The 20492-nt window shown below is 66.3% G+C and carries 21 protein-coding genes; 12 read left to right on the top strand and 9 right to left on the bottom strand.

What is annotated here, in order from left to right:
- Positions 1-4: 4 nt before the first annotated feature.
- The 4 genes from KZJ41_RS08155 to KZJ41_RS08140 all read right to left on the bottom strand — a co-directional run bounded on the left by KZJ41_RS08155 (position 5) and on the right by KZJ41_RS08140 (position 3875).
- Entirely contained in the window at positions 5-2134 is a 2130-nt protein-coding gene (locus KZJ41_RS08155) for an Rv1355c family protein (protein WP_373566469.1), read from the bottom strand.
- Entirely contained in the window at positions 2134-2478 is a 345-nt protein-coding gene (locus KZJ41_RS08150) for a hypothetical protein (RefSeq protein ID WP_251550441.1), read from the bottom strand. The genes KZJ41_RS08155 and KZJ41_RS08150 overlap by 1 nt, the downstream gene beginning before the upstream one ends.
- Before the next feature lie 513 nt (positions 2479-2991).
- Positions 2992-3417 (bottom strand): hypothetical protein, encoded by a 426-nt coding sequence (locus tag KZJ41_RS08145; protein WP_029542164.1) that lies wholly within the window; start codon positions 3415-3417, stop codon positions 2992-2994.
- Positions 3414-3875, bottom strand: a complete 462-nt coding sequence (locus KZJ41_RS08140; protein ID WP_072634659.1) for a GyrI-like domain-containing protein — start codon at positions 3873-3875, stop codon at positions 3414-3416. Before KZJ41_RS08140 ends, KZJ41_RS08145 begins: the two co-directional genes overlap by 4 nt.
- Before the next feature lie 246 nt (positions 3876-4121).
- Between KZJ41_RS08140 and KZJ41_RS08135 the strand changes: the two genes are divergently transcribed.
- The 4 genes from KZJ41_RS08135 to KZJ41_RS08120 are packed head-to-tail and all read left to right on the top strand — an operon-like array spanning position 4122 to position 7849.
- Positions 4122-5378, top strand: a complete 1257-nt coding sequence (locus KZJ41_RS08135; protein WP_029542160.1) for a class I SAM-dependent methyltransferase — start codon at positions 4122-4124, stop codon at positions 5376-5378.
- The gene (locus KZJ41_RS08130; RefSeq protein WP_029542158.1) at positions 5375-6169 is read left to right on the top strand and encodes a glucose-1-phosphate cytidylyltransferase; all 795 of its coding nucleotides are present in this window, start codon (positions 5375-5377) and stop codon (positions 6167-6169) included. The genes KZJ41_RS08135 and KZJ41_RS08130 overlap by 4 nt, the downstream gene beginning before the upstream one ends.
- Complete coding sequence (locus KZJ41_RS08125) at positions 6166-6819, top strand: PIG-L deacetylase family protein (protein WP_029542156.1); 654 nt, start codon at positions 6166-6168, stop codon at positions 6817-6819. Before KZJ41_RS08130 ends, KZJ41_RS08125 begins: the two co-directional genes overlap by 4 nt.
- A 1-nt stretch (position 6820) precedes the next feature.
- On the top strand, positions 6821-7849 hold the full coding sequence (locus KZJ41_RS08120; protein WP_251550439.1) for an NAD(P)-dependent oxidoreductase: 1029 nt from the start codon (positions 6821-6823) through the stop codon (positions 7847-7849).
- Here KZJ41_RS08120 and rfbC read toward each other — a convergent pair.
- Complete coding sequence (gene rfbC / locus KZJ41_RS08115) at positions 7833-8387, bottom strand: dTDP-4-dehydrorhamnose 3,5-epimerase (protein ID WP_043800389.1); 555 nt, start codon at positions 8385-8387, stop codon at positions 7833-7835. The genes KZJ41_RS08120 and rfbC overlap by 17 nt on opposite strands.
- Positions 8388-8401: 14 nt before the next feature.
- Here rfbC and KZJ41_RS08110 point away from each other — a divergent pair, with 14 nt between their 5' ends.
- The 3 genes from KZJ41_RS08110 (at position 8402) to KZJ41_RS08100 (ending at position 12045) form a co-directional block, all read left to right on the top strand.
- Positions 8402-9472 (top strand): class I SAM-dependent methyltransferase, encoded by a 1071-nt coding sequence (locus KZJ41_RS08110; protein ID WP_251550437.1) that lies wholly within the window; start codon positions 8402-8404, stop codon positions 9470-9472.
- Between the two features lie 44 nt (positions 9473-9516).
- Positions 9517-10461: a TIGR03621 family F420-dependent LLM class oxidoreductase gene (locus KZJ41_RS08105; protein ID WP_251550435.1), complete on the top strand. Its 945-nt coding sequence runs from the start codon at positions 9517-9519 to the stop codon at positions 10459-10461.
- A gap of 96 nt (positions 10462-10557) precedes the next feature.
- Positions 10558-12045 carry a lipopolysaccharide biosynthesis protein gene (locus KZJ41_RS08100; protein ID WP_251550433.1) on the top strand — a complete coding sequence of 496 codons (1488 nt, stop codon included), beginning with the start codon at positions 10558-10560 and terminating at the stop codon, positions 12043-12045.
- On the opposite strand, the gene KZJ41_RS08095 is transcribed toward KZJ41_RS08100, so the two are convergent.
- Positions 12042-13178, bottom strand: a complete 1137-nt coding sequence (locus KZJ41_RS08095; RefSeq protein WP_251550431.1) for a glycosyltransferase — start codon at positions 13176-13178, stop codon at positions 12042-12044. The two genes, KZJ41_RS08100 and KZJ41_RS08095, sit on opposite strands and share 4 nt — an antisense overlap.
- Positions 13179-13474: 296 nt before the next feature.
- On the opposite strand from KZJ41_RS08095, the gene KZJ41_RS08090 reads away from it, so the two are divergent.
- Positions 13475-13978, top strand: a complete 504-nt coding sequence (locus KZJ41_RS08090) for a YdcF family protein (protein ID WP_050034803.1) — start codon at positions 13475-13477, stop codon at positions 13976-13978.
- Positions 13979-13988: 10 nt separating this feature from the next.
- Complete coding sequence (locus KZJ41_RS08085; RefSeq protein WP_072634641.1) at positions 13989-14600, top strand: serine O-acetyltransferase; 612 nt, start codon at positions 13989-13991, stop codon at positions 14598-14600.
- On the opposite strand, the gene KZJ41_RS08080 is transcribed toward KZJ41_RS08085, so the two are convergent.
- The 3 genes from KZJ41_RS08080 to KZJ41_RS08070 are packed head-to-tail and all read right to left on the bottom strand — an operon-like array spanning position 14563 to position 18028.
- Positions 14563-15888, bottom strand: a complete 1326-nt coding sequence (locus KZJ41_RS08080; protein ID WP_050034801.1) for a lipopolysaccharide biosynthesis protein — start codon at positions 15886-15888, stop codon at positions 14563-14565. The genes KZJ41_RS08085 and KZJ41_RS08080 overlap by 38 nt on opposite strands.
- Complete coding sequence (locus tag KZJ41_RS08075) at positions 15888-16784, bottom strand: glycosyltransferase (protein ID WP_231771884.1); 897 nt, start codon at positions 16782-16784, stop codon at positions 15888-15890. Before KZJ41_RS08075 ends, KZJ41_RS08080 begins: the two co-directional genes overlap by 1 nt.
- Positions 16785-16792: 8 nt before the next feature.
- Positions 16793-18028: a hypothetical protein gene (locus KZJ41_RS08070; protein ID WP_231771885.1), complete on the bottom strand. Its 1236-nt coding sequence runs from the start codon at positions 18026-18028 to the stop codon at positions 16793-16795.
- A gap of 100 nt (positions 18029-18128) precedes the next feature.
- Here KZJ41_RS08070 and KZJ41_RS08065 point away from each other — a divergent pair, with 100 nt between their 5' ends.
- The 3 genes from KZJ41_RS08065 to KZJ41_RS08055 are packed head-to-tail and all read left to right on the top strand — an operon-like array spanning position 18129 to position 20471.
- Positions 18129-18683, top strand: coding sequence for a colanic acid biosynthesis acetyltransferase (locus KZJ41_RS08065; RefSeq protein ID WP_251550429.1), 555 nt, complete (start codon positions 18129-18131; stop codon positions 18681-18683).
- Positions 18684-18687: 4 nt separating this feature from the next.
- A complete protein-coding gene (locus KZJ41_RS08060; protein WP_185713734.1) occupies positions 18688-19809 on the top strand; it encodes a glycosyltransferase in 1122 nt (373 codons plus the stop codon).
- Positions 19806-20471, top strand: coding sequence for an SGNH/GDSL hydrolase family protein (locus KZJ41_RS08055; protein WP_050034797.1), 666 nt, complete (start codon positions 19806-19808; stop codon positions 20469-20471). The genes KZJ41_RS08060 and KZJ41_RS08055 overlap by 4 nt, the downstream gene beginning before the upstream one ends.
- Positions 20472-20492: the final 21 nt, after the last annotated feature.

The following is a 20492-nucleotide window of genomic DNA, read 5'->3' as shown; positions in this document are numbered from 1 at the left end:
CGCATCAGGGATGTCTTCGAACCCTATCCGAGCGGCGCGCACTGCGAACCCGTTCCGGCTTCGCCCGCGCCACCCGGAGCAGGAGGGCGAAGCGTCGTCCGATCGGTCTGTCGAACACGTCGTCGAACGTCGACTGCAGTTTTCCGAGAGCGCCGAACCGGACCTCCGAGAGCCGGGTGAGGTCGGTGTCGTCCTCGGCGTAGAGGAACACCGGTGACGCCGGCTGAACCGCCAGGCCCATGCCGTGGGCGCATATCCACACGCTCTCGGCCGCCATTCCCGCTCGGACGTAGTCGGCCGGCCGCGGTCCCGACGCGAAGACCGCTACGAGTGCCGAGCTGCTCCGCACCCGCGTTCCGGTCAGACGCCCCAGACCGTGCCCGAGGTCCCACTCCCCGAGTTGATCGAGCACATCGTTTCGCACCGTCAGGTCGAGCATCGTGCGCTCCGCGTCGTCCATCCCGAGTGCTCCGACGTCGATGCCACTGTCGATGGCCTCGGAGTGCGGCCACCGCAGTTCCGCGAGCATCTCCCGGCGCAGGACGGGAGTCAGGTAGCGGATCCTGTCCGATTCCGCGAGCAGCTCCGCGGTCTCGGCCAGGCGATCGACGTCCGTGACGACCCGGATCCGGCCGCCCTCCCGCGCGGCCGCCTCGTACAGGGCAGCCGTCTCGGCATCGGACAGTGGCGTTCCGTCACCAGGTTGCCGATTGGTGCCGCGCGAGAGCATGGCCTCGTACTGGGCGGCCAGCACCGGGTCGGTGTCGTCGGAGAACCGCATCGTCGCGATCACCTCGCGCGGCGGCTCGCCGCGGTCCCGCGCGAGCACTCGGACCGGGCCGAGTATCCGGTGGGCCGCCGCGGCGATGCGCGCGTTCTGCAGGGCTGCGCCGAGCGCCACGTAGGTGCCCCGACAGTGGATGTCGATCGCGGTCGGCACGAAGTCGTCCGAGATGTCGATCTCCAGCATCCCGCCGCCGGCCGTGATGGACCAGGGTTGGCTGTTACCTCCCGAGGGGGCTCTGTTCGCGGCATGCAGAACCCGGTCGATCGGATCGTTCGATTCCGCGGGCAGGGAGGCTTCCGCGACGGCCCGGTTCCCCGGATCCGCAGGTGGGGTCAGGGCGTCGAGGCAGGCCTCGACGTCCACGCGGCCTCGCCCCGAGTTCAGCGGCTGCCCGAGGCCCAGCCGGCGCACGACCGCGGCGACCGTCGCGCCGCCGAGCATCACCTCGCTCCCCAGTTGAGGCCAGGTGACCAGCGTCCGCTCCACCTCCAGGAGGGAGGCGGCCATCCGGGTCGAGATCCGCTCCGGTCCCAGCAGGCGCAGAGCGTACGGAATCTTCTCCCGACCCGACAGGGCGGCGAGCCGCTGCGGGTCGATCTCTCCCAGCAATCCGTGAAACGGGGGTCCCGGCCGCAGATCGAAGCGCTCGACGTCGATCAACCCCCGGTCACTCGTCTCCATCACCACCGGGATTGCTCGCCGGGCCGCTTCCGCGCGCAACACGACCTTGACGTCCAGGGAGTCGCACTCGTCCACGACGACGTCGAGTCCGTCCAGGAACTCGCTCATCGTTTCCGGTCCGACCCCGTCGGGCCACACCGACAGGGACAGGTACGGATCCAGCTCCGAGAGTCGTCGCGCGGCCACGACCGCCTTGTTCGTGCCCAGATCGACGAGGGAGGCCGGCACCCGGTTGAGATTCGACAGCTCGATCGGGTCGAAGTCGGCGAGCCGCAGTTCCCCGCCCACCCCGTCGAGCACCAGCGCCTGCGCAACCGAGAAGCCGACGCTCAATCCGACGATCCCCACCGTCACCCCGCGCAGCCGGTCCTGTTCGGCCGACGTCACCTTGTTCCGGTTGCGGTCCAGCCGTAGCCGCCGGAACGAGTGCGGGCCGAGCACGCGGACGACGGTCCGGCGCCAGGGGTAGTGGACCCACCGTGCCGGTTCGTCGAGCAATTCGCTCCCCGGCGGTGGGAGCACTTCGCGCAGTCCTCTCACCTGATCGGCGAGACGGTCGACGACCACGAGGCCGGGTTCGGAACGAACGCGCCGGAATTCCTCCATATCCTCCGGCCGGTCTTCCACAAACACGGAAGCCGTCCATCCCGCCTCGCCGTCGGACATCACGCCGGCTCCCCGTCGAACGGAAAACCACCCACTTCTCGTCGGAGTTCGTCGCCGAGCGGATCGGCGCACAGACGGTCCCACCACATGAGCCGGGTCCGATAGCGGGAGTCCGGGTACGGGGTGGCCGGCATGCTCTCGTCCACCACTCCCCCGCAGGTCTTCCACAGATCCAGAAGGTTGTCGGCGGCCGTGGCCATCATGTATCGGGATTGGAGCAGGTCCATGAACTTCGCGCCCATCCGGGCTATCGCAAGGGTGAGCTCCCGACGCTGGGGCACATCCTCGGACACCCATGCAGCCTTCGCCTCGATCAGACCGAACGGGATTCGGCTCTCGATCATGCTGCGGAGGTGATCGACGTGCTCGGGAGCACTCCACTCGGTCACGGCATGGGACTCGTCCGCACTGCGAAAAGGCCCCTGGGCTCGTACCCCACCCACGACGACCCCCCTTCGATCGAGCCCTGCGCAGAACATCGCCGTGTTCTCCCCGCTTCGCACCTTCTCGTACTCGAGTGCGCACTCGACGCCGAATCTGCGATAGGCACCCAATGCCCGGGCGAGATATTCGTTCCACAGATCCGGCGCCGCACTCGGTGCGGCAGCGACGAACGAATACCCGGAGGCAGGATCCCTGTAGGTCGAGACGCGCTCGCGCACCGAGTCCGATGCGACCCGCACTGCTCGATCCACTGTCGGCCTCCGACCTTGCGGGTGACCCCGATCGGAGTTACCCGGCGGACCACATCAGGCCCTCTCGCTCACCGCCGTCGTGATCGTCGACCTGGGACAGCACGGGGCATACATGTGGCTGTATGGGTCGAGTATGCAGTATTCGGGTGTTTCACACGGTCTTCAAGCCAAAGATATGTAAAGTTCCGTTACTCCCGACGGGCCGATGACAGCCACCTCCTCACGGTACGCCCGTTCGATCCGACCCTCCTTTTCGGCAATCTCGACCTGGTGCCACACGTCCTCGACGGGATCGGAGTGATCCCCGCCCGGAACGAATCGGGCGAAGTATCCGGTGGGGATCCGCACCAGCGAGTCTCCGATCGTCAGGTCGGACAGGCCGTCGCAGCGATAGCCGACCACCGCGTTCCATCCGACCTCGGGGTGGCAGATGTAGACCACGACCACCTCGCCGATGCCGCGCGCGCGGATGCGATCCTCCGTAAAGGTCAGCAGTTCGGACCGCTGCCCGGTTGCCCCCGGCTCGAGTCCGGGCAGAACGAGTCCCCCCACATAGTGGTCGTGCAGCTTGGTGAGTTCGAAAGTCATTGCGCACCACCCTTTTCCGTGGTTCGGATCGCCACGTACATGTCGATGCGGTACGCGTGGGGATAGAACTCGAAGTCGCCGGTGAACGACCGGACGATCTCGCCCGCCTCCTCGGCCGCACGGATCTGGTTCCACAGGTCGATGAAGACGCCGGGAAACGTACCGGTCGAGGAGAACTTCGCGTAGGTCCCGGCGGGCAGGCAGGCCACGAGGTGGCCTTCGGTCACCTGATCCAACGACTCGCACTGATACCCGACCGTCTGGGTGTAGTAGGAGTCGATGTCGACCGCATGATCGGTGTAGGCGGAGGCCAGGGGCCCGCCGAGTTCCTGCTTCAGCACCGCCGACCATGCCCGTTCGAGCGCCCGGTCGCGAACCTTGCCGAGGGCCCGGCGCGGGCTGCGCACGGGTAGGCCGGCGACGAGCGTCTGGTCACGCTGAACGATCTGAAACGACATCGGGCGACCTCCCCAGGATCTCACCGTACGCCTCGACACCCCGGCGTGCCCGACCCACGTGTGGGGTGTGAGTGATTCGAGTCTAGGGGTGTCTACCAATTGGCACCAAACAGCAGGCAAAACAATCTCGAAGATTGTTTCAGGGTTCCATTCATCCCCTCAGTATGATTATCTAATCGAGTCGGACCTGATGTTGCGAATATCTCGTCGGCACGGTTCCCACCGACTGCCCGAGGGGTGCCATCAATGAAGTGCCGCCTGTGCGAATCGGAACGGCTCCTCAGCGTGCTCGATCTCGGCGCCACACCGCCGTGCGAACGCTTCCTGGCCGCGGACGAGCTCGACCTGCCCGAGACCACCTATCCGCTGCACCTGCGGTTGTGCGAGGACTGCCTACTGCTGCAGATCCCGGCGCTGATCACACCCGAGGACACCTTCACCGAATACGCCTACTACTCGTCGTTCTCCGACTCCTGGGTCGACCACGCGCGGCAGTTCGTGGAAGCCGCCATCCGGGATCTACATCTCGGCGCGGGCTCGTCGATCGTGGAGGTCGCCAGCAACGACGGTTATCTGTTGCGGCACGCGGTCGCGGCCGGCATCCCGTGCCTGGGCATCGAACCGTCGGTGAATGTCGGTTCCGCGGCTCGTGCCATCGGGGTTCCCACCGTCACCGCTTTCCTCGACGAAAGCCTCGCCGAGGACATCCGCGGGGAGTACGGGCCCGCGGACCTGGTCGTGGCGAACAACGTCTACGCCCACATCCCGGACCTGCTCGGGTTCACCCGATCGTTGCGCACCCTCGTCGCCGACGACGGCTGGATCTCCATCGAGGTGCACCACGCACTGAACCTCGTGCGCGAAGCGCAGTTCGACACCGTCTACCACGAGCACTTCCAGTACTACACGGTGCTGTCCGCGATGCGGGCGCTCGCCACCGGCGGCCTGTCGGTCGTCGACGTGGAACTTCTCGGCACCCACGGCGGATCGATCCGGCTCTGGGCCCGGCCGGACGAGGTCGCGGATCCCCCCGGGTCACGGGTGGAAGCCGTGCTCGAGGAGGAACGCCGGGCGGGTCTGCACACGAGGGCGGGTTACCGCGAACTCGAGGCCCGCGCCCGTTCCGTCCGCCAAACCCTCCTGCGCTTCCTCCTCGACTGCCACGACCAGGGCCTGTCCGTCGTCGGTTACGGCGCGCCGGGCAAGGGCAACACCCTGCTCAACTACTGCGGCATCCGCCCCGACCTCATGGCGTACACCGTCGACCGGAATCCGTACAAGCACGGGCGTTACACGCCCGGCGCCCGGATCCCGATCCTGCCGCCGGAGCAGATCGACAAGGACCGGCCCGACGTGGTCGTCGCCCTGCCGTGGAACCTGGCGGCCGAACTGACGACGCAGCTGCAGTACATCGCCGCCTGGGGCGGCCGGCTCGTCTTCCCGCTGCCCACTCTGCACACCACCATCGGCCCCGCCGACTTCGTCAGGAGGATCACGGTATGAAAGTCGTTCTGTTCTGTGGCGGCTACGGCATGCGGATGCGCAGCGACCGCACCGACGAAATCCCCAAGCCCATGCAGATGGTGGGACCGCGGCCGCTGCTGTGGCACATCATGAAGTACTACGCGCACTTCGGCCACACCGAGTTCATCCTGTGTCTGGGCTACGGGGGCACCAAGATCAAAGAGTTCTTCCTCGACTACCACGAGGAGGCATCCAACGACTTCGTCATGCACCGCAACCGGGTCGAACTGCTCCATACGGATATCAGCGACTGGTCGATCACCTTCGTCGACACCGGCCTCGAATCCTCGATCGGCGAGCGGCTTCGACGCGTGCGGAACTATCTCGGAGGCGACCAGCACTTCCTGGCCAACTACGCGGACGTGCTCACCGACGCGCCACTCGATCGGATGATCGAGCGGTACCACGAGTCCGGCGCGACCGCCGCACTGCTGGTCGTACCCCCACAGTCCTCGTTCCACTGTGTGGATCTGGCCGAGAACGGCGAAATCAAGGAAATCGTGCCGGTCAGCCACTTCCCCATCTGGGAGAACGGTGGCTACTTCGTGCTGAATCGGGAGATCTTCGAGCTGTTGCCGCCAGGGGGTGACCTTGTCACCGACGTGTGCGGCACCCTTGCGGGCCGCGGCCGCCTGTTCGGATATCGGCACGACGGCTTCTGGAAGCCGGCGGATACGTTCAAGGAACGTGCGGAGCTCGACGACAACTACGCGCGAGGGATCCGGCCGTGGATGCTGTGGGAACCGACTGCCGTGGCGGTGCAATCATGATCGAGCTCTGTGCCGGCGACGTCCGAGAGATCGCAGTGCTCGGTGCGCACTGCGACGACATCGCCATCGGTGTCGGCGGCACATTGCTGACGCTGTCGGCTCGGGTCTCGTCCCCGCTGCGCGTGCATGCGTTCGTACTTTCCGGTGAGGACTCGCGGCGCGAGATCGAAGAGCGGCACGCTCTGGCGGCGCTGTGTCCCGGTGCCGAGGTCGAGGTGAGGGTCCTCGACGTTCCCGACGGCCACGCCCCTGGATACTGGGAGCCCATCAAGAACGCACTCGAATCGTTCCGGCACACCTGCGAACCCGACGTGGTGTTCGCGCCGCATCGCGACGACGCGCATCAGGATCATCGAATACTGGCCGAACTGGTGCCCACCGTCTTCCGTGACCACCTGGTCCTGGGGTACGAGATCCTCAAATGGGAAACGGATACGCCACGACCGACGATCTACCATCCGCTGACCCGCAGGATCGCCGAGGAGAAGGCACGGATCCTGCTCAAGCACTACCCGTCCCAGACCGACCACGACTGGTTCGACGAACAGGCATTCCTGGGTCTTTCCCGTCTCCGCGGCGTGCAATGCCGACGGCCGCACGCCGAGGCCTTCGTCGTGGAAAAGGCCACCGTCCACTTCGGAAAGGTATGACATGCGTGTCCTCGTCACCGGTCATCAGGGATACCTCGGGTCGATCATGGTGCCGGTCCTTCGCTCGTACGGTCACGAGGTGATCGGCCTGGATTCCGGTCTCTTCGCCGACTGCATTCTCGGGCCCGCTCCGCAGGATCCTCCCGCGATCCGGCTCGATCTACGGGACATCACCGCATCGCACCTGACGGGATTCGACGCCGTGATCCACCTCGCGGCCCTGTCCAACGATCCCCTCGGCGCGCTCGAACCGAGAATCACCTACGAGATCAATCACCAGGCCTCCGTGCGGCTCGCTCGATGCGCCAAGGCGGCTGGTGTGCGTCGCTTCCTCTACGCATCCACCTGCTCTGTCTACGGCGCCGCCGGGGAAGAGGCCGTCGACGAGAGTGCACCGCTGCGCCCGCTCACGCCGTACGCGGAGAGCAAGGTGCGCGTCGAGGACGACGTGGCTGCGATCGCCGACCCCGGCTTCTCGCCGGTGTTTCTCCGCAACGCCACCGCATTCGGGTTCTCCCCCCGACTGCGAGCGGACATTGTCCTGAACAACCTGGTGGGGTATGCCGTTCTCACCGGCGAGGTGCGTGTGCTGTCGGACGGAACCCCTTGGCGACCGTTGGTGCACGCTCGGGACATCGCGGAAGCGTTCGCGCGCTGCCTCGTGGCGCCGGTGGACGCCATCCACTGCCACGCATTCAATATCGGCACCGAAGCCAACAACCTGACGGTGGCCGACATCGCCGGTGCCGTGGTGGACGTTGTCCCTGGCTCCGAACTCGTGATCACCGGGGAGAGCGGCCCCGACCCTCGCTCGTACCGGGTCGACTTCTCTGCTGCTCGGGATCGGCTCAGCTACGAGGCGAAATGGACAGTTCCCGAAGGCGCCGCGGAACTGTACGAGAAGTACACCGCCTTCAGCTTGAAAATGGAGGACTTCCACGAGCGGTTCACCCGGCTCTCACACCTGAAGGAGCTACGGGAAACGGGAATCCTGGACGAATCGATGCGGTTTGTCAATGCAATCGCGTGAGCAACTCCCGCCAGCTTCCGGCCTTCGCGTCCCTCGCGGACACGGCCGTTACCGGCAGCGGCCAGTCGATCCCGAGATCCGCGTCGTCGTAGGCGACGCCGATGTCCTCCGCCGGGTCGTGCGGCCGATCGATCCGGTAGCAGACGTCCGCCGTCGCGGTCAGTGCCTGGAACCCGTGCAGGAATCCCGGCGGAACGTAGAGGTGGCGAAATTCTTCGTCGTCGAGCCGGAAAGCCTGGCTTCGTCCGAACGTCGGCGAGTCGGGCCGGATGTCGATCAGGACGTCGTGCACCGCGCCGTTCGCACAGCGCACGAGTTTGGCTTCGCTACGGCCGGACCTACCGTGCATTCCCCGGACGACGCCGCGGACCGACCGGGATTGGGAGTCCTGCACGAACGCCGCGGCAGTTCCCGGCCTGCCGAGGTGGTCATCGAAGGTCTCCGCGTCGAACGTGCGCGTGAACAGCCCCCGTTCGTCGCGGAAGGGCTGCGGAATCAGCACGATCACGTCGGCCAACTCGGCTTCCTCGATGCGCACGAGGAAATGTTCCCATGAGTGTGTGCCGAGCGTGCGGAATGCCCGATCTGGATCGAGTACTCGATCTCGGAAAGGTGCCGGCCGCCGATCACTTTCCCCCGGCCGACGACGTCATCGGCGACGACGAGGTCTCGCATCCCCTTGCCATGGATCTGTGTGCGACGTGCGGCCTCGCGCAACTCGCCGAGGACGATACGATCATCGAGGAGCCACGCGGCGTCGAACCGCAGGCCCTGAGAGAACAGGCCGTGTGTGCGGTACGGTGCGTCGCTCGATCCGAGCGGTTACGGGGCTCGACCGTACGGGAGTTCGGCAGTCCCCACGGAGGGACGTGGCTTCCGCTGCTCGTCGAGCGTGGCTTCACCGTGGCCGACGGTACCTGCGACGTCGTGCTCGACTGTTTCGGCCTGATGCACGAACCGGACCAGTTGAAGGCCATGGTCGAGCGAGCCGCTGCCACAGCCCCGGACGGTGTGCTGCTCGTCCAGTTCCATTCCCTGGCCACCATCGTCTGCCGGGGCCAGTGGAACGCGCTTCGTCATGGCCACTTCGCGTACTACTCGATGACGGCGCTGAACCGCCTCCTCGAGGACGTCGGCATGGGTCCGGTGGCGGCCTGGACGTTCGACCTCTACGGCGGCACGGTCCTCGTCGCGGCCATGCACGGGCAGGTCGAACCGGACGAATCGGTGCGGAGGGTCTTCGCCGACGAAACCGGTATGACCGATCCACGCACCGTAGGTTCACTGCAACGTGCTGCCGACGACCATGTGCGCTCACTGCGCACCTGGCTCGAGGACGAATACCGTTCCGGCAAACGCGTGTACGCATATGGCGCGGCGTCCCGTGCGGTGGCGTTGTTCAGCCTCGCGGCCGTCGACCGGAGGCTGGTGGCCGCGGTAGCCGACGCCTCACCGGCTAAACAAGGGCGCCGAATGCCCGGCACCGACGTGCCGATCATCTCGCCGGAGGAACTCGTTGCAGCTGAGCCGGACCGGGTGCTGCTGACACTTCCGGATCTGCTACCGGAAGTCGATCGGAGGTACCCCGCACTAGCCGGACGATGGAAGGTCGACGGTTCATGAGCTCGATCGGACATGCCCCTCCCGCGATGCGCATGATCGCGCCCATGCCTCGGCTCCGGACCGACGGCGCCGGATGGATCGCCGACGTGCGCCGGCTCGAATCCCTGGGGTTCGACACGGTAGCCGTCTCCCAGCACGTCAGCCACGGCTGGCAACTTGCTCCACTGGTCGCCATGGCATACGCCGCGGCCGGCACCACCCGGTTACGGGTCCTGTCCCTCGTGTTGCCGAACGATCTTCACCACCCGGCGTTGCTCGCCAAGGACATCTCGACGATCGACGTGCTCTCAGGCGGACGAGTCGAAGTCGGGATCGGCGCCGGCTGGCAGCCGGACGACTACGCGGCCCTCGGCCTCCGATTCGACACCACCGGCCGGCGGATCGCGAGGCTGGACGAAGCATTGACGGTGTTGCGGCGCTACTTCACGGCCGAGTTCGTCGATTTCGAGGGAGAACACTATCGAATCGGCCACATGGAAGCCCTTCCACGGTGCGTACAGCAACCGAATCCGCCGATTCTCGTCGGCGCCGGAGGGCCCCGGATGCTCGACCTCGCCGGACGTGCCGCCGACATCGTCGGGATACACCCGAGCATGCGCGCCAACACGATCGACGAAGCGGCGATCGCCGACCTCACGCCCGATCGCATCGAGGCCAAGATCCGGAGAGTCCGGGCCGCCGCCGACGCCGCGGGGCGGCCCTGTCCCGTCCTCCAGTTCAACTGCTACTACGTCCGCGTGACGGACGCGCCGCACGGTTCCGTGCCACGTTCGTCGTGGTCGGGGCACATCGAGGCGGCCGGCGACACGTTGAAGGGCTCGCCGGCGATACTTGTCGGCACGGCGTCGGAATGCGCGGCGCAACTGCTCGAGTGGCGAGACCGATACGGAATCACATACTGGCACTTGGGTCAGGACGTCGACAGCGCTGCTCGGATCATCGAAGAACTGGCTGTACAGTCCGTTTCGGTCCGGACGGCTGCGCCGTGAGTACATCGGCTGCACCCGATACTCCGCTACGCCGGGGCCTTCGGCGATTCGCCACGCACCGAGGGCTCCCGCTGCGATCCCGGGCACGGACCCCCCATGCCTGACAGCAGTCTGTCCACGGGAATCCGCTGGAGCGGCATTTCCGTGATCGGTAGGGAGGTGTCCCGAGCCGGGTTCACGATCGTGCTTGCCCGGTTGATCGGTCCCGAGGCATTCGGCATCGTCGCGCAGGCATTGGTCTATATCGGCATCGTCGCACTCCTTCTGGACCAGGGCTTTTCCAGCGCACTGATCCAGCGCGAACGCATCGAACCCGACATGCCCGGTGCGGTCGTTACGGTCAATCTGGCCGTCGGGGGGGCGCTCACCGCCCTGACCTGTGCCGTCGCCTCGACATGGGCCTCCTTCATGCACTCCCCCGAGCTCACCCTCGTGCTCGTGGCGCTTTCGCCCAGCTTGCTCATCCGAGCCGCCTCGATCACTCCGCGGGCGCTGCTCCAGCGCGACATGCGGTTCCGCGAGATCGGCCTCGCCGACATCACGGCCGCAATGGTCGGCGGGTTGGCCGGGTTGGGTGTCGCGCTGGCAGGGGGCAGTTATTGGGGACTGGTGGCACAGATTGTCACCACCGACTCGGTGCTGCTGCTGATGCTGCTGGCAGCGGGAGCCGGACGGTCGCCGAATCTGCGTCTGAGGCACCTGCGCGACATCGCCGCCTTTTCGTGGCGGGCGTTCACCGCCGGACTGCTGATCAACTCGGTGTCCCGGAATATCGACAACCTGTTGGTAGGACGGTTTCAGGGCCCTCAAGCTCTGGCCTTCTACGGCTTGGCGTATCGGCTGCTGCTCTTGCCGGTTCAGCTGGCATGCACCACCGTCGGCGCGGTGTTGTTTCCCGCGTTCGCCCGACTGGCGCACGACCTCGACGCGCTTCGTAGGGAACTGGCGCGTGCAACGCGCGCCAATGCCGTCCTCGCGCTGCCCGTCATGGCCACGGCCGCCGTAGCAGCGCCCCAATTCATGGCCCTGCTGTTCGGCTCCCAATGGGAACCTGCAATCCCCATCATTCAGGTACTCGCCATGGCAGGCGCCATACAGGCGATCTACCAGCCGTCGACAGCTCCCCTGATGCTCGGGCTCGGGCACGCAGGGCTCAACCTGCGCTATGCGTGGCTCACCACCGTCGTGTCCACCACAGGCATCGTCGCCGGTCTGCCGTTCGGTCCGTTCGGCGTGGCAGTCGGCTACAGTCTTGCGACCGGACTGCTCGTCCCCGTCGAGTGGCTCATCCGGCGGCGACTCCTCGGCGTAACTCTGCGCAGCCAGGTCGCCTTGTTGCTGCCGGGTCTCCACGTGGCGATCTGGGCGGCGGCGACCTACCTTCTGGTTGCCGTCCTCGTGCCGGATCGCACTGTGGTCGTGCTCGTACTCGGAATGCCGGGAGCGGCCGTTGCGGGTGCAACCGTTCTGCGACTCGCACATCCAACACTCTTCGCCGAACTTCGGCACATGGCCGACCGGGTACTCGGCCGCGGGGGCGGTCCGCCCGTTTCCTCCGAGGGTCGCACCGACGTTGCGCGCTAATCGACAGCGGCCTCGACCACGGGCTGCATCCGACGCTCCCACGAAACCGCGTCGATGAACTGCTGTCGCCGGCCTTCCGGTGCGCTCCCCATGTCGAGGACCCGCTTCACGCCACTCGCCCATTCCTCGCGCCGGCAGATACACACCCGCTCGTCGTCGACTCCGTGAATGGGGGGCAGATCAACCGACAGCACGGGGAGCCCGGCAGCGAGATACTCGTAGAGTTTGAGGGGCGACATCGCGCGGATACAGGCCTGATCGCGGTGCGGAATCAATCCGACGTCGCAGGCTTGCACCAATGCTGCGAGTTCATGCTGCCCGACTGGGTCGAACACATGCACGCGGTCGAGCGAACGCAGCCACTCGACGGTCCGCGCATCTCCTGGATAGCCGATCATGACCAGCGAACCCACCATGCTCGCCGTGGTCTCGACCAGATCCGCTTCGAGACGGTCGTCGATCGTGCCGGTGTAGACGGCGCGAGGTCGCGGCAGCGCCGCGATCCGATCGGGTTCAGGATGCCGCGGACGCCACACGTCGGCGATCACCCCGTTGGGCACGACTGTGGTGCGCGGCGAAATACGCTCTGCGAGTTCCTCGGACACCGCGAATATCGCGGCTCCGCGTTCCTCGATGCGCCGGTAGGCTTCGCGGTAGAGATCCCACCATCGAACCACCCCCTCCCCTGTCGCCCAATCGTCCTGGCCGAAATACACGACCTTGCTGATCCACGGAGAATCACAGAATGCCGCCACGAAGGGGTTGTAGGTGACCAGGGCCGCCGACCTCGGACGCGGTTTCCGTTCGCCGCGAGTCCGAGCCAGCGCGCGCCCGAGCACTGCGCCGTAGCGGCGATAGGACCGTTCCACCCTGCCGAGATCGGTGGGATCGCCCGTCCGCAATCGGTGAGGCCGGACGCGGACCGCGTTTCGCCCGGCGACTGTGATGTCCTCGACGAGCCGGACAGGCCGACGGCGCGCCGCGGATACGACGTAGGAACGCCACGGATCGGCCACGATCAGTCCGCCGACCCGATCGTCGTGGGCAAGGGCAAGCAGCGTCTGGTCGGGCGGTCGGCAGAATTCACGACCGACTGCATCGTCGAACATCTCGTACGAGAACCCGAACACCACGTCAGGCCGGGGAGACGCCGAAGGGCTTCGCTCCATACCTCCAGATCCTAGGTCGATCGGTGCAGGGAAGGTCGCCGATCGGGATCCGCGATATCGAGGTCCTCGCGTGCCGGTCAGGCCTGACCGGCAGGCAGGATTCCGTCCGTATCGATTTCGACGCCGACCGCACGATCCGACAGAGCTGCGTCCCATACACTGGCCGGTAGTCACGGCACCCTCGGCTCGAAACGGAGAACGCGTGGGTGAGGCTTCGAAACAACTGGCCTTCCATCCGTGTGGTGGTGGCGTCGATATGCATGCTGGTGATCGCAGCACTGGTTACCGGGTTGCCGGTCTACGTCCGGCCACAGACTGATTCGCTGCGCCCTGCCGACGCGATCTTCGTCCTCGGCGGTGAGGACTGGCGCCGCCACTCGCTCGGCATCGAGCTCGGCATGGCAGGCTGGGCGCCGAAGGTGGTTCTCTCCCATCCCGACGGGCCGGGTGACAACTGGGCCTCGGAGAACTGCGGGAAGGCGTATCCCGGATTCGAAGTGGACTGTTTCCTCCCCGATCCATCGACGACCCGGGGCGAAGCGCGAGAAGTGCGCCGCCGGGCCGAGCAGTACGGTTGGAACCGGGTGATCGTCGTGACGTACACACCGCACATCTCCCGAGCTCGATTCGTCCTGCAGCGGTGCTTCGACGGCGAATTGATCATGGTGGCAAGCCCAGCGGAGCTCTCGCTGTGGGGATGGGCGTCCGAGTACCTATACCAGACCGCGGGCTATCTGAAGGCCGAACTGGAGCCGGGATGTTGAAAGGCGGACGATGCGAGGCAATCGTGCAGTACTGCTCCAGGGCGCACGCATCTGGGCGTTTCCGCTGTGGTGGATCTCCGCCCACTGGGACTCGACGGATGCGATCACGGAGGACGTCGACTGGTGGAGCGAGTGCATCGGGGACGCGGATCTGGCGTCCCTCGACAGGTACTCGAGATTCGCCTATCTGGCCGGGGCGCTCACCGAGTTTCGTACGCTCGTGCACTACCGTCTCCGTTCCGCCCCGCCGGTCCTACGGATGCTGCTTCGCGCGCTGTACCGACCCGCCGCCACGCTGACTCTCGAAGCGGACCGAATCGGTCCCGGTCTCTTCATTCAGCACGGCGTCGGCACGATCGTCACGGCCGAATCCATCGGGCGTCATTGCTGGATCAACCAGCAGGTCACCATCGGTCACGACGCGCGGGGAAGGCCGACCCTCGGTGACGGGGTCCGCGTCGGCGCCGGCGCGATCGTGATCGGTCCGATCACCCTGCACGACGGGGCGACCGTCGGCGCGAACGCGACGGTGATCCGTGATGTGCCTGCAGGGACGACCGTAGTCGCCCCGTTGGCCACCGAACTCAGGGGCCCGCGAGTGACCGGCGACGAACCAGGCTAGGTACCCACAGCAGATCCGGGAGAACTTGCGCCAGGCAAATGCCCAGTACAGACGCGCACACCACGCCCACTGCTCCGAACGGTCCCGCCAACGCGAACCCTAGCCCGAGACTGAGTGCGGCCATGACGACCGTCCACAGCGCTTGCCACCGCGCCTCGCCGGGACCGACCAGCAGCACGTTCGCCGGGAGATGTGCGGTTTGTGCGACCATCAGCACACCGAATCCGAGCGCGAGCAATGCAGACACGTCGATCTGACCGCCCGAAAGCACGGACGCGGCCCATGGGCCGAGCAGCGCGATTCCGATGGCCCCGATCGCTGCGCACAGGACGAGTACAGCCGTGAGCCGCCACCACATCCGGATCGTCTCGTCAGGGGCGGACCGTCGTTGCACGAACACCGGCCAATAAGCCAATCCCACCGTCGAGAGAACCGACCAGACCACACCGTAGATCTGGGCCATCACGGCGTACTCGGACAGTTCGGTGGGTGTCGACAGATGCGCCAGGAGAACCCGTCCGGACTGGAGCCCGATGGGCAGCCCCACGCCGACGACGAACAGCCATCCGCTGCCCGCCAGCAGCCTGGCGCCGGTCGTCGGTGCGGACGTCCGTGCAAACGCCGACCATCCGAGCCCGCTCAGTCGCAAAGCCAAGACCGTACCGAGAATCTGTCCGCCGAGCAGACCACCGAGCGCCGATACTGCGTACCAGATCTCGTTCACCCCGGTCACGTACAGCACGAGGGTGATGACCAGCGCGACAGCCGGACAGCTCATCTGCACCAGCGTCGCCTCAGGGATCCGTCCGATCCCGATGAGGATCCGGAAACCGAGGCCGGCAGGAATCGTGAGGGCGAAGACACACGCGGCAAGAGTGATCGCCCACCGGTCCGCGGGACCACTGGACATGCCGACGAGCACGGTCCAGCCGTCGAATGCCATGACGACCAAGGCCCCGGACACGACTGCGGCGGCGACCACGAACAGGACGCGATAGGCACGTCGGATGACATCGGCCGCACTCGAATCCCCCTCATGCTGATGGAGCGTCGCACTGGCGCTCAGCACCGTCGCGCCGATCCCGAAGTCGACGAATGGCACGAGAAGAGTGATCGTTGCGATCAAGGACACCAGCCCGAAGACCGCCGCTCCCGTCTCGTGCGCGATGACGGCCGTGTTGGCGAGTCCCAGGACAGCAACCACCGGAGTACCGAGAATGCGGTACAGCGTGCCCCGGAACAATGCTCGACGCTCCTCCGGCGTGAGCTGATCGTGCTCCGCTGCCATCAACGGACCGATGCATGTGCTGTGCGCACAAGTATCCGCGCGGCGCCGAGAACTGCGTAGACGACCGCGAACGGACCCGGCCTGCCATGACGTATCGCCGACCACATCGAGCGCCGCACACCTGCCAGCGACCGCGCGGACACCGCCGCGCTCACCGGGCTCGTGCAGAGGTAATCACCACGAACGCGCGGCGATTCCTCACCGAGATACTGCAGTCCCCAGGCAATGTACTCATCGGCTCGGTCCGACGAGCTGTGGGACAGGGACGAATTCCCCACGTGGTAGGTACTCAACACGTCCGGATGGTGGACGAGGCAGACATCAGGGACGGCACGTCGGATCCGGAGCAGCCAGCTCGCCTCCTCGTGCGGCGCGTCCGCGTCGGTATCCCATGGGACGGTGCCCACGAGGTCCACGGGGAAGCACAGTGTCGAGGTCTGCAAAGTCGCGCCACCGACCGTGAATCCGGTGAACCGGAACAGATACTCTGCGACGGATTGCTCCGATCCGATAAGTCGCCGCGGCCAGACTCGCCGCCGGGTCCCCGGCCCGACGACCGCCATACGCGACGATGCGATCCAGGGCTTTCCGAAGGCCGCCTCATGCTCGACGGCCGCCAACTGTCGTTCGAGCTTGACCCGGCGCCACTCGTCGTCGTCGTCGAGCAGAGCGATCACGCTCCCGTGCGCGGCATCGATTCCCAGTTGCCGACATCTGGCGGGTCCGACCCGACCTTCGCTGCGCAGCACCACGATGCGGTCGTCCGACGGCAGGGACATGGCCAGATCGGTGTCCGCGACCACGATGACCTCGGCGACCGGATACGTCTGCTCGAGAGCGGATTGCACAGCGCCGTACAGGGAAGGCCGACCGAGCGTGGGGATCACGACGCTCACACTCGGTCTCATGACGAGTCCCGTACAGCAACCATCGGCCGGCGGACGCGTACCGCGCAGAAGAAGAGCGTGATGCAGGCAAACTCCGGGATCATGTTGTACGTCCATGGCGCGTAGAGCAGGTCCCAGATGCCTTGCAGTGCGAGGGTCACCACGAGCGGACTCCAGCGGCCGAAAGATGTGCTGTTCCAGACCACGCCGACGCAGGCGACGAGGAGCCACAGCGGCAGAAGCACCGCCAGAATGCCGCCCTCGACCCAGGAACCCAGCAGGATCGAATGGGTTGCGGAGTAATCACTCGGCGGCAGCCGCCAGTAGAGTTCGAACGGGAAAGTGGGATCGAATCCCATCCGGATCGCCAGGTGCTGGGCCCGGGCATACACGTCCGGAGTCAGGTTGAAGGCACTTCCCCAACCGAGGAACGGACGCTCGAGGATCGCTGTGATGTTCAGCGGGGGCTCGGTGCGGCCGGCCAGCAGCAACGGCAGATTCGTGGCATCCTGCTCCAGCGTCTTCTGCTGCAGCGCGGCCCCGAACAGTCCTGCCCGCGCAGCGATCGGCATCACCTGCGCGAAGACCAACCCGAACACCGCGACCCCCAGGAACTGCCAGCCTCGTCCGATCCGGGAGCCCAGCAGGTGCCGGGTGAAGACGATGGCGCCGGCGAGGAGACACACGAGGGCATGCGAGCGGAAGTTCAGTCCCAGGCTCGCCAGCCCAAGCGCCACGAGCACCGCCGACTGCAACAGCGGCTGAATCCGCGCCGTCGTCATTCCGAAGAGGACGAGAATCGTCACCGCGTGAGCGATTCCGTACTTCCAAAGGTCAGGAATGCTCCCGGTTCGCGTCAGTTCGATTCCCTGGGTCAGGAAGAAGGCCATAGTGCCGGTGGCGATTCCGGCGAGGACTGTGGCGGTCGCGTCCACCGCACGGACTGTGAGCACGGTCAGGCCCACGAGGTAGAGCAGGAATGCAGGAAATGCGATTGCGTTGGGCCATAGCACGGTGACCCCGTTCACCGCGCACGACGCGACAAAGGAGAGTGATCCCGCCACCGCGAGTACGGCCGGCAACAGGTCGATCCCCCGGTGCATCATGAGCAGGAATCCGGGTGCCAGCAGCAGACAGACCACCGACAACCCGGTGACGGTGAAATTCGCCAATTGAACACCCGATGTGGCGCCGATAGCGAACAGGGCCACTCGGGCCAGCACCTGACGGTGTGCACGCTGGCGTTCGGCCACGGTAGGGACGGATGCACACCCGAGATCTGTCACGAAATGCCCCTCGGTCGGAGCCGAACACGGCGTATCCTCTCGAAGTGTAGTGCGTTGTCCTGCGGAGGTGCGCGTGTCCGCTGCACAGTCCAAGCGGTCGCTGCAATCCCTGCGTGGCCGCCCCTACGACAAGGGTCGCGGCTTCGCCGCCCAAGCCCTGTGGGTTGCGGTCTCGACGCTGATCTTCACCCAGGTATGGTGTCCGGCGCGCCTGCGGTGCACGATCCTGCGGTGCTTCGGGGCCCGCATCGGCACCGGGGTGCTGATCAAGCACCGGGTCAAAGTTCAATGGCCGTGGAAGCTGGTGGTCGGGAACGATTCGTGGATCGGAACAGATGCCGATCTCTACAACATCGACGAAATCGTGATCGGTTCGGATGTCTGCGTTTCGCAGTACACCTACCTCTGCACGGGGAGTCACGACAGGCGGTCGAAGACCTTCGAGTTCGACAACGGCCCGATCGTCATCGAGGACGGCGTCTGGCTCTGCGCCGGTTCCACCGTCTTGCGGGGCGTGACCATCGGCGCGAATTCGGTCGTGGGAGCGAGAGCACTGGTGACCGCCGACGTTCCTCCCGATTCACTCGTCCGGGCTCCGCGATCGATCGTCACACCGGGTTGACTCCGTGCGCATCCTGCAAGTGGTCACGCTGCTCGACCCCGACGGCGCGTACGGGGGACCCGCCCGGGTCGCGCTCAATCAGAGTATGGAGCTGATCCGCCGGGGCCACGAGGTGACGCTCGGCGCCGGCGCCCGGGGGTTCCCGGTCGTACCGACCCGCTTGAACGACGTACCGGTCAAGCTGTTCACCGTCCGAACCGTAGTTCCCAGGACGGGGTTCGCCGGTGTCGGTGCGCCCGGATTGCAGCGATGGTTCCACCGCAACCGAACTCGGTTCGACATCGTCCACATCCATTTCGGCCGCGACCTCGTCGTGCTCCCGCTTGCGGTGAGCGCGCGGCACCACGGGATCCTGTACGTGCTCCAGCCCCACGGCATGGTCACTCCGTCCGATCATCCGCTCGCCGGCCCACTCGACGCACTGTGGACGAGGAAGGTGCTGCGCGACGCCGGAGCCGTGTTCCACCTCACCGCGCTGGAGAAGGACCAGCTCGCCACCGTCGCACGGACGTCATTGCCTTTCGTGCAGCTCGGCAACGGCGTGCCGTGCTACCCACCCGGCCGGCCGAGCGCGGAACCTCCCGAGGTGCTCTTCGTCGCACGCATGCACCCGCGCAAACGCCCGACGGCTTTCGTGGAAATGGCCGAAGTTCTGCTCTCCGCCGGGATGGACGCCCGGTTCACCCTGGTGGGACCGGACGAGGGCGAGGGCCCGGCGCTGCGCGCCATGCTCGCAGCCGAAGCAGACCCGCGGATTTCCTGGGAGGGAGCGCTCGACCCGGACGACGTGCCCCGGCGAATGGCGGCAGCGACCGTGTACGTGCTCCCCTCAGTGCGTGAGCCCTACCCGATGTCGGTGCTCGAGGCCATGTCCGTGGGTGTTCCCGTCGTGGTGACCCGCGACTGTGGGCTCGCCCCGACGATCGAACGAACAGGCAGTGGAATCGTCACGGAGCCGGCAGTGCCCGCGCTGGTCACCGCGGTCGAGTCGCTGCTTGCCGACCGGTCTCTCGCGCGTGCCATGGGGGAACGAGGACGCCGTGCTGTGCGCACCGACCTGGGGATGCACGCGGTCGGTGACCGACTGCTCGATACCTACACGGACGTGGCCGGGAGTGAACGATGAAGCGACTCACCATTGCTCCACGGACGCTCGTGGCCGTCCTCGCGGCCAACGTCTTGGTCAGCGCACTCGTAGCCACTTCGGTCTTCGCGATGACACGTACCAGCGAGGCAGATGCGTCCCCACTCGCCATCGCGGTGGTGGGGGACGAATGGTCGGCCGGATTCCGCAACCGAACGGTGTGGCCGACGCTCATGGCCGAACGAACGGGATGGTCCGTCGCCAATTTCGCCCTGCCCGACTCCGGCTTCGTCGCCGATGGTCAGGGCGGCCACGCGTTCACCTATCAGGTCGACCGCGCGGATGCTGTCGATCCACGGGTCGTCCTGATCGTCGGGGGGCTCGGCGACACCGGACTGCCGGACACGGAGGCGATCGTGGTGGGCGCGACCGATGCGATCAACAAGATCATCGTCGGTGGCCGGCGCCCCCTCTTGGTCGGGCCCACGTGGTTCGAGACGCCGGTTCCGGCATCCGTCGTCCGGGTGTCCGACGTTCTCCGCAGCACCGCAGACGAGATGGGGGTGCCGTACCTGGATGCACTCGATCCCCCGTTGCTGACGAGGGATCAGATGTGGCCGGACCTGAGCGGGCCGACGGACGCCGGACAATCGGCGCTCGCCGACATGATCGCGGCGTGGGTCCGCACGCAGGTCATCCGATGAACCGCACCCGACTGTTGGGTA

This window comes from Rhodococcus sp. 11-3, from assembly GCF_023704055.1.
GTDB lineage: Bacteria > Actinomycetota > Actinomycetes > Mycobacteriales > Mycobacteriaceae > Rhodococcus > Rhodococcus aetherivorans.
This window is presented reverse-complemented; position numbering and strand designations above follow the sequence as displayed.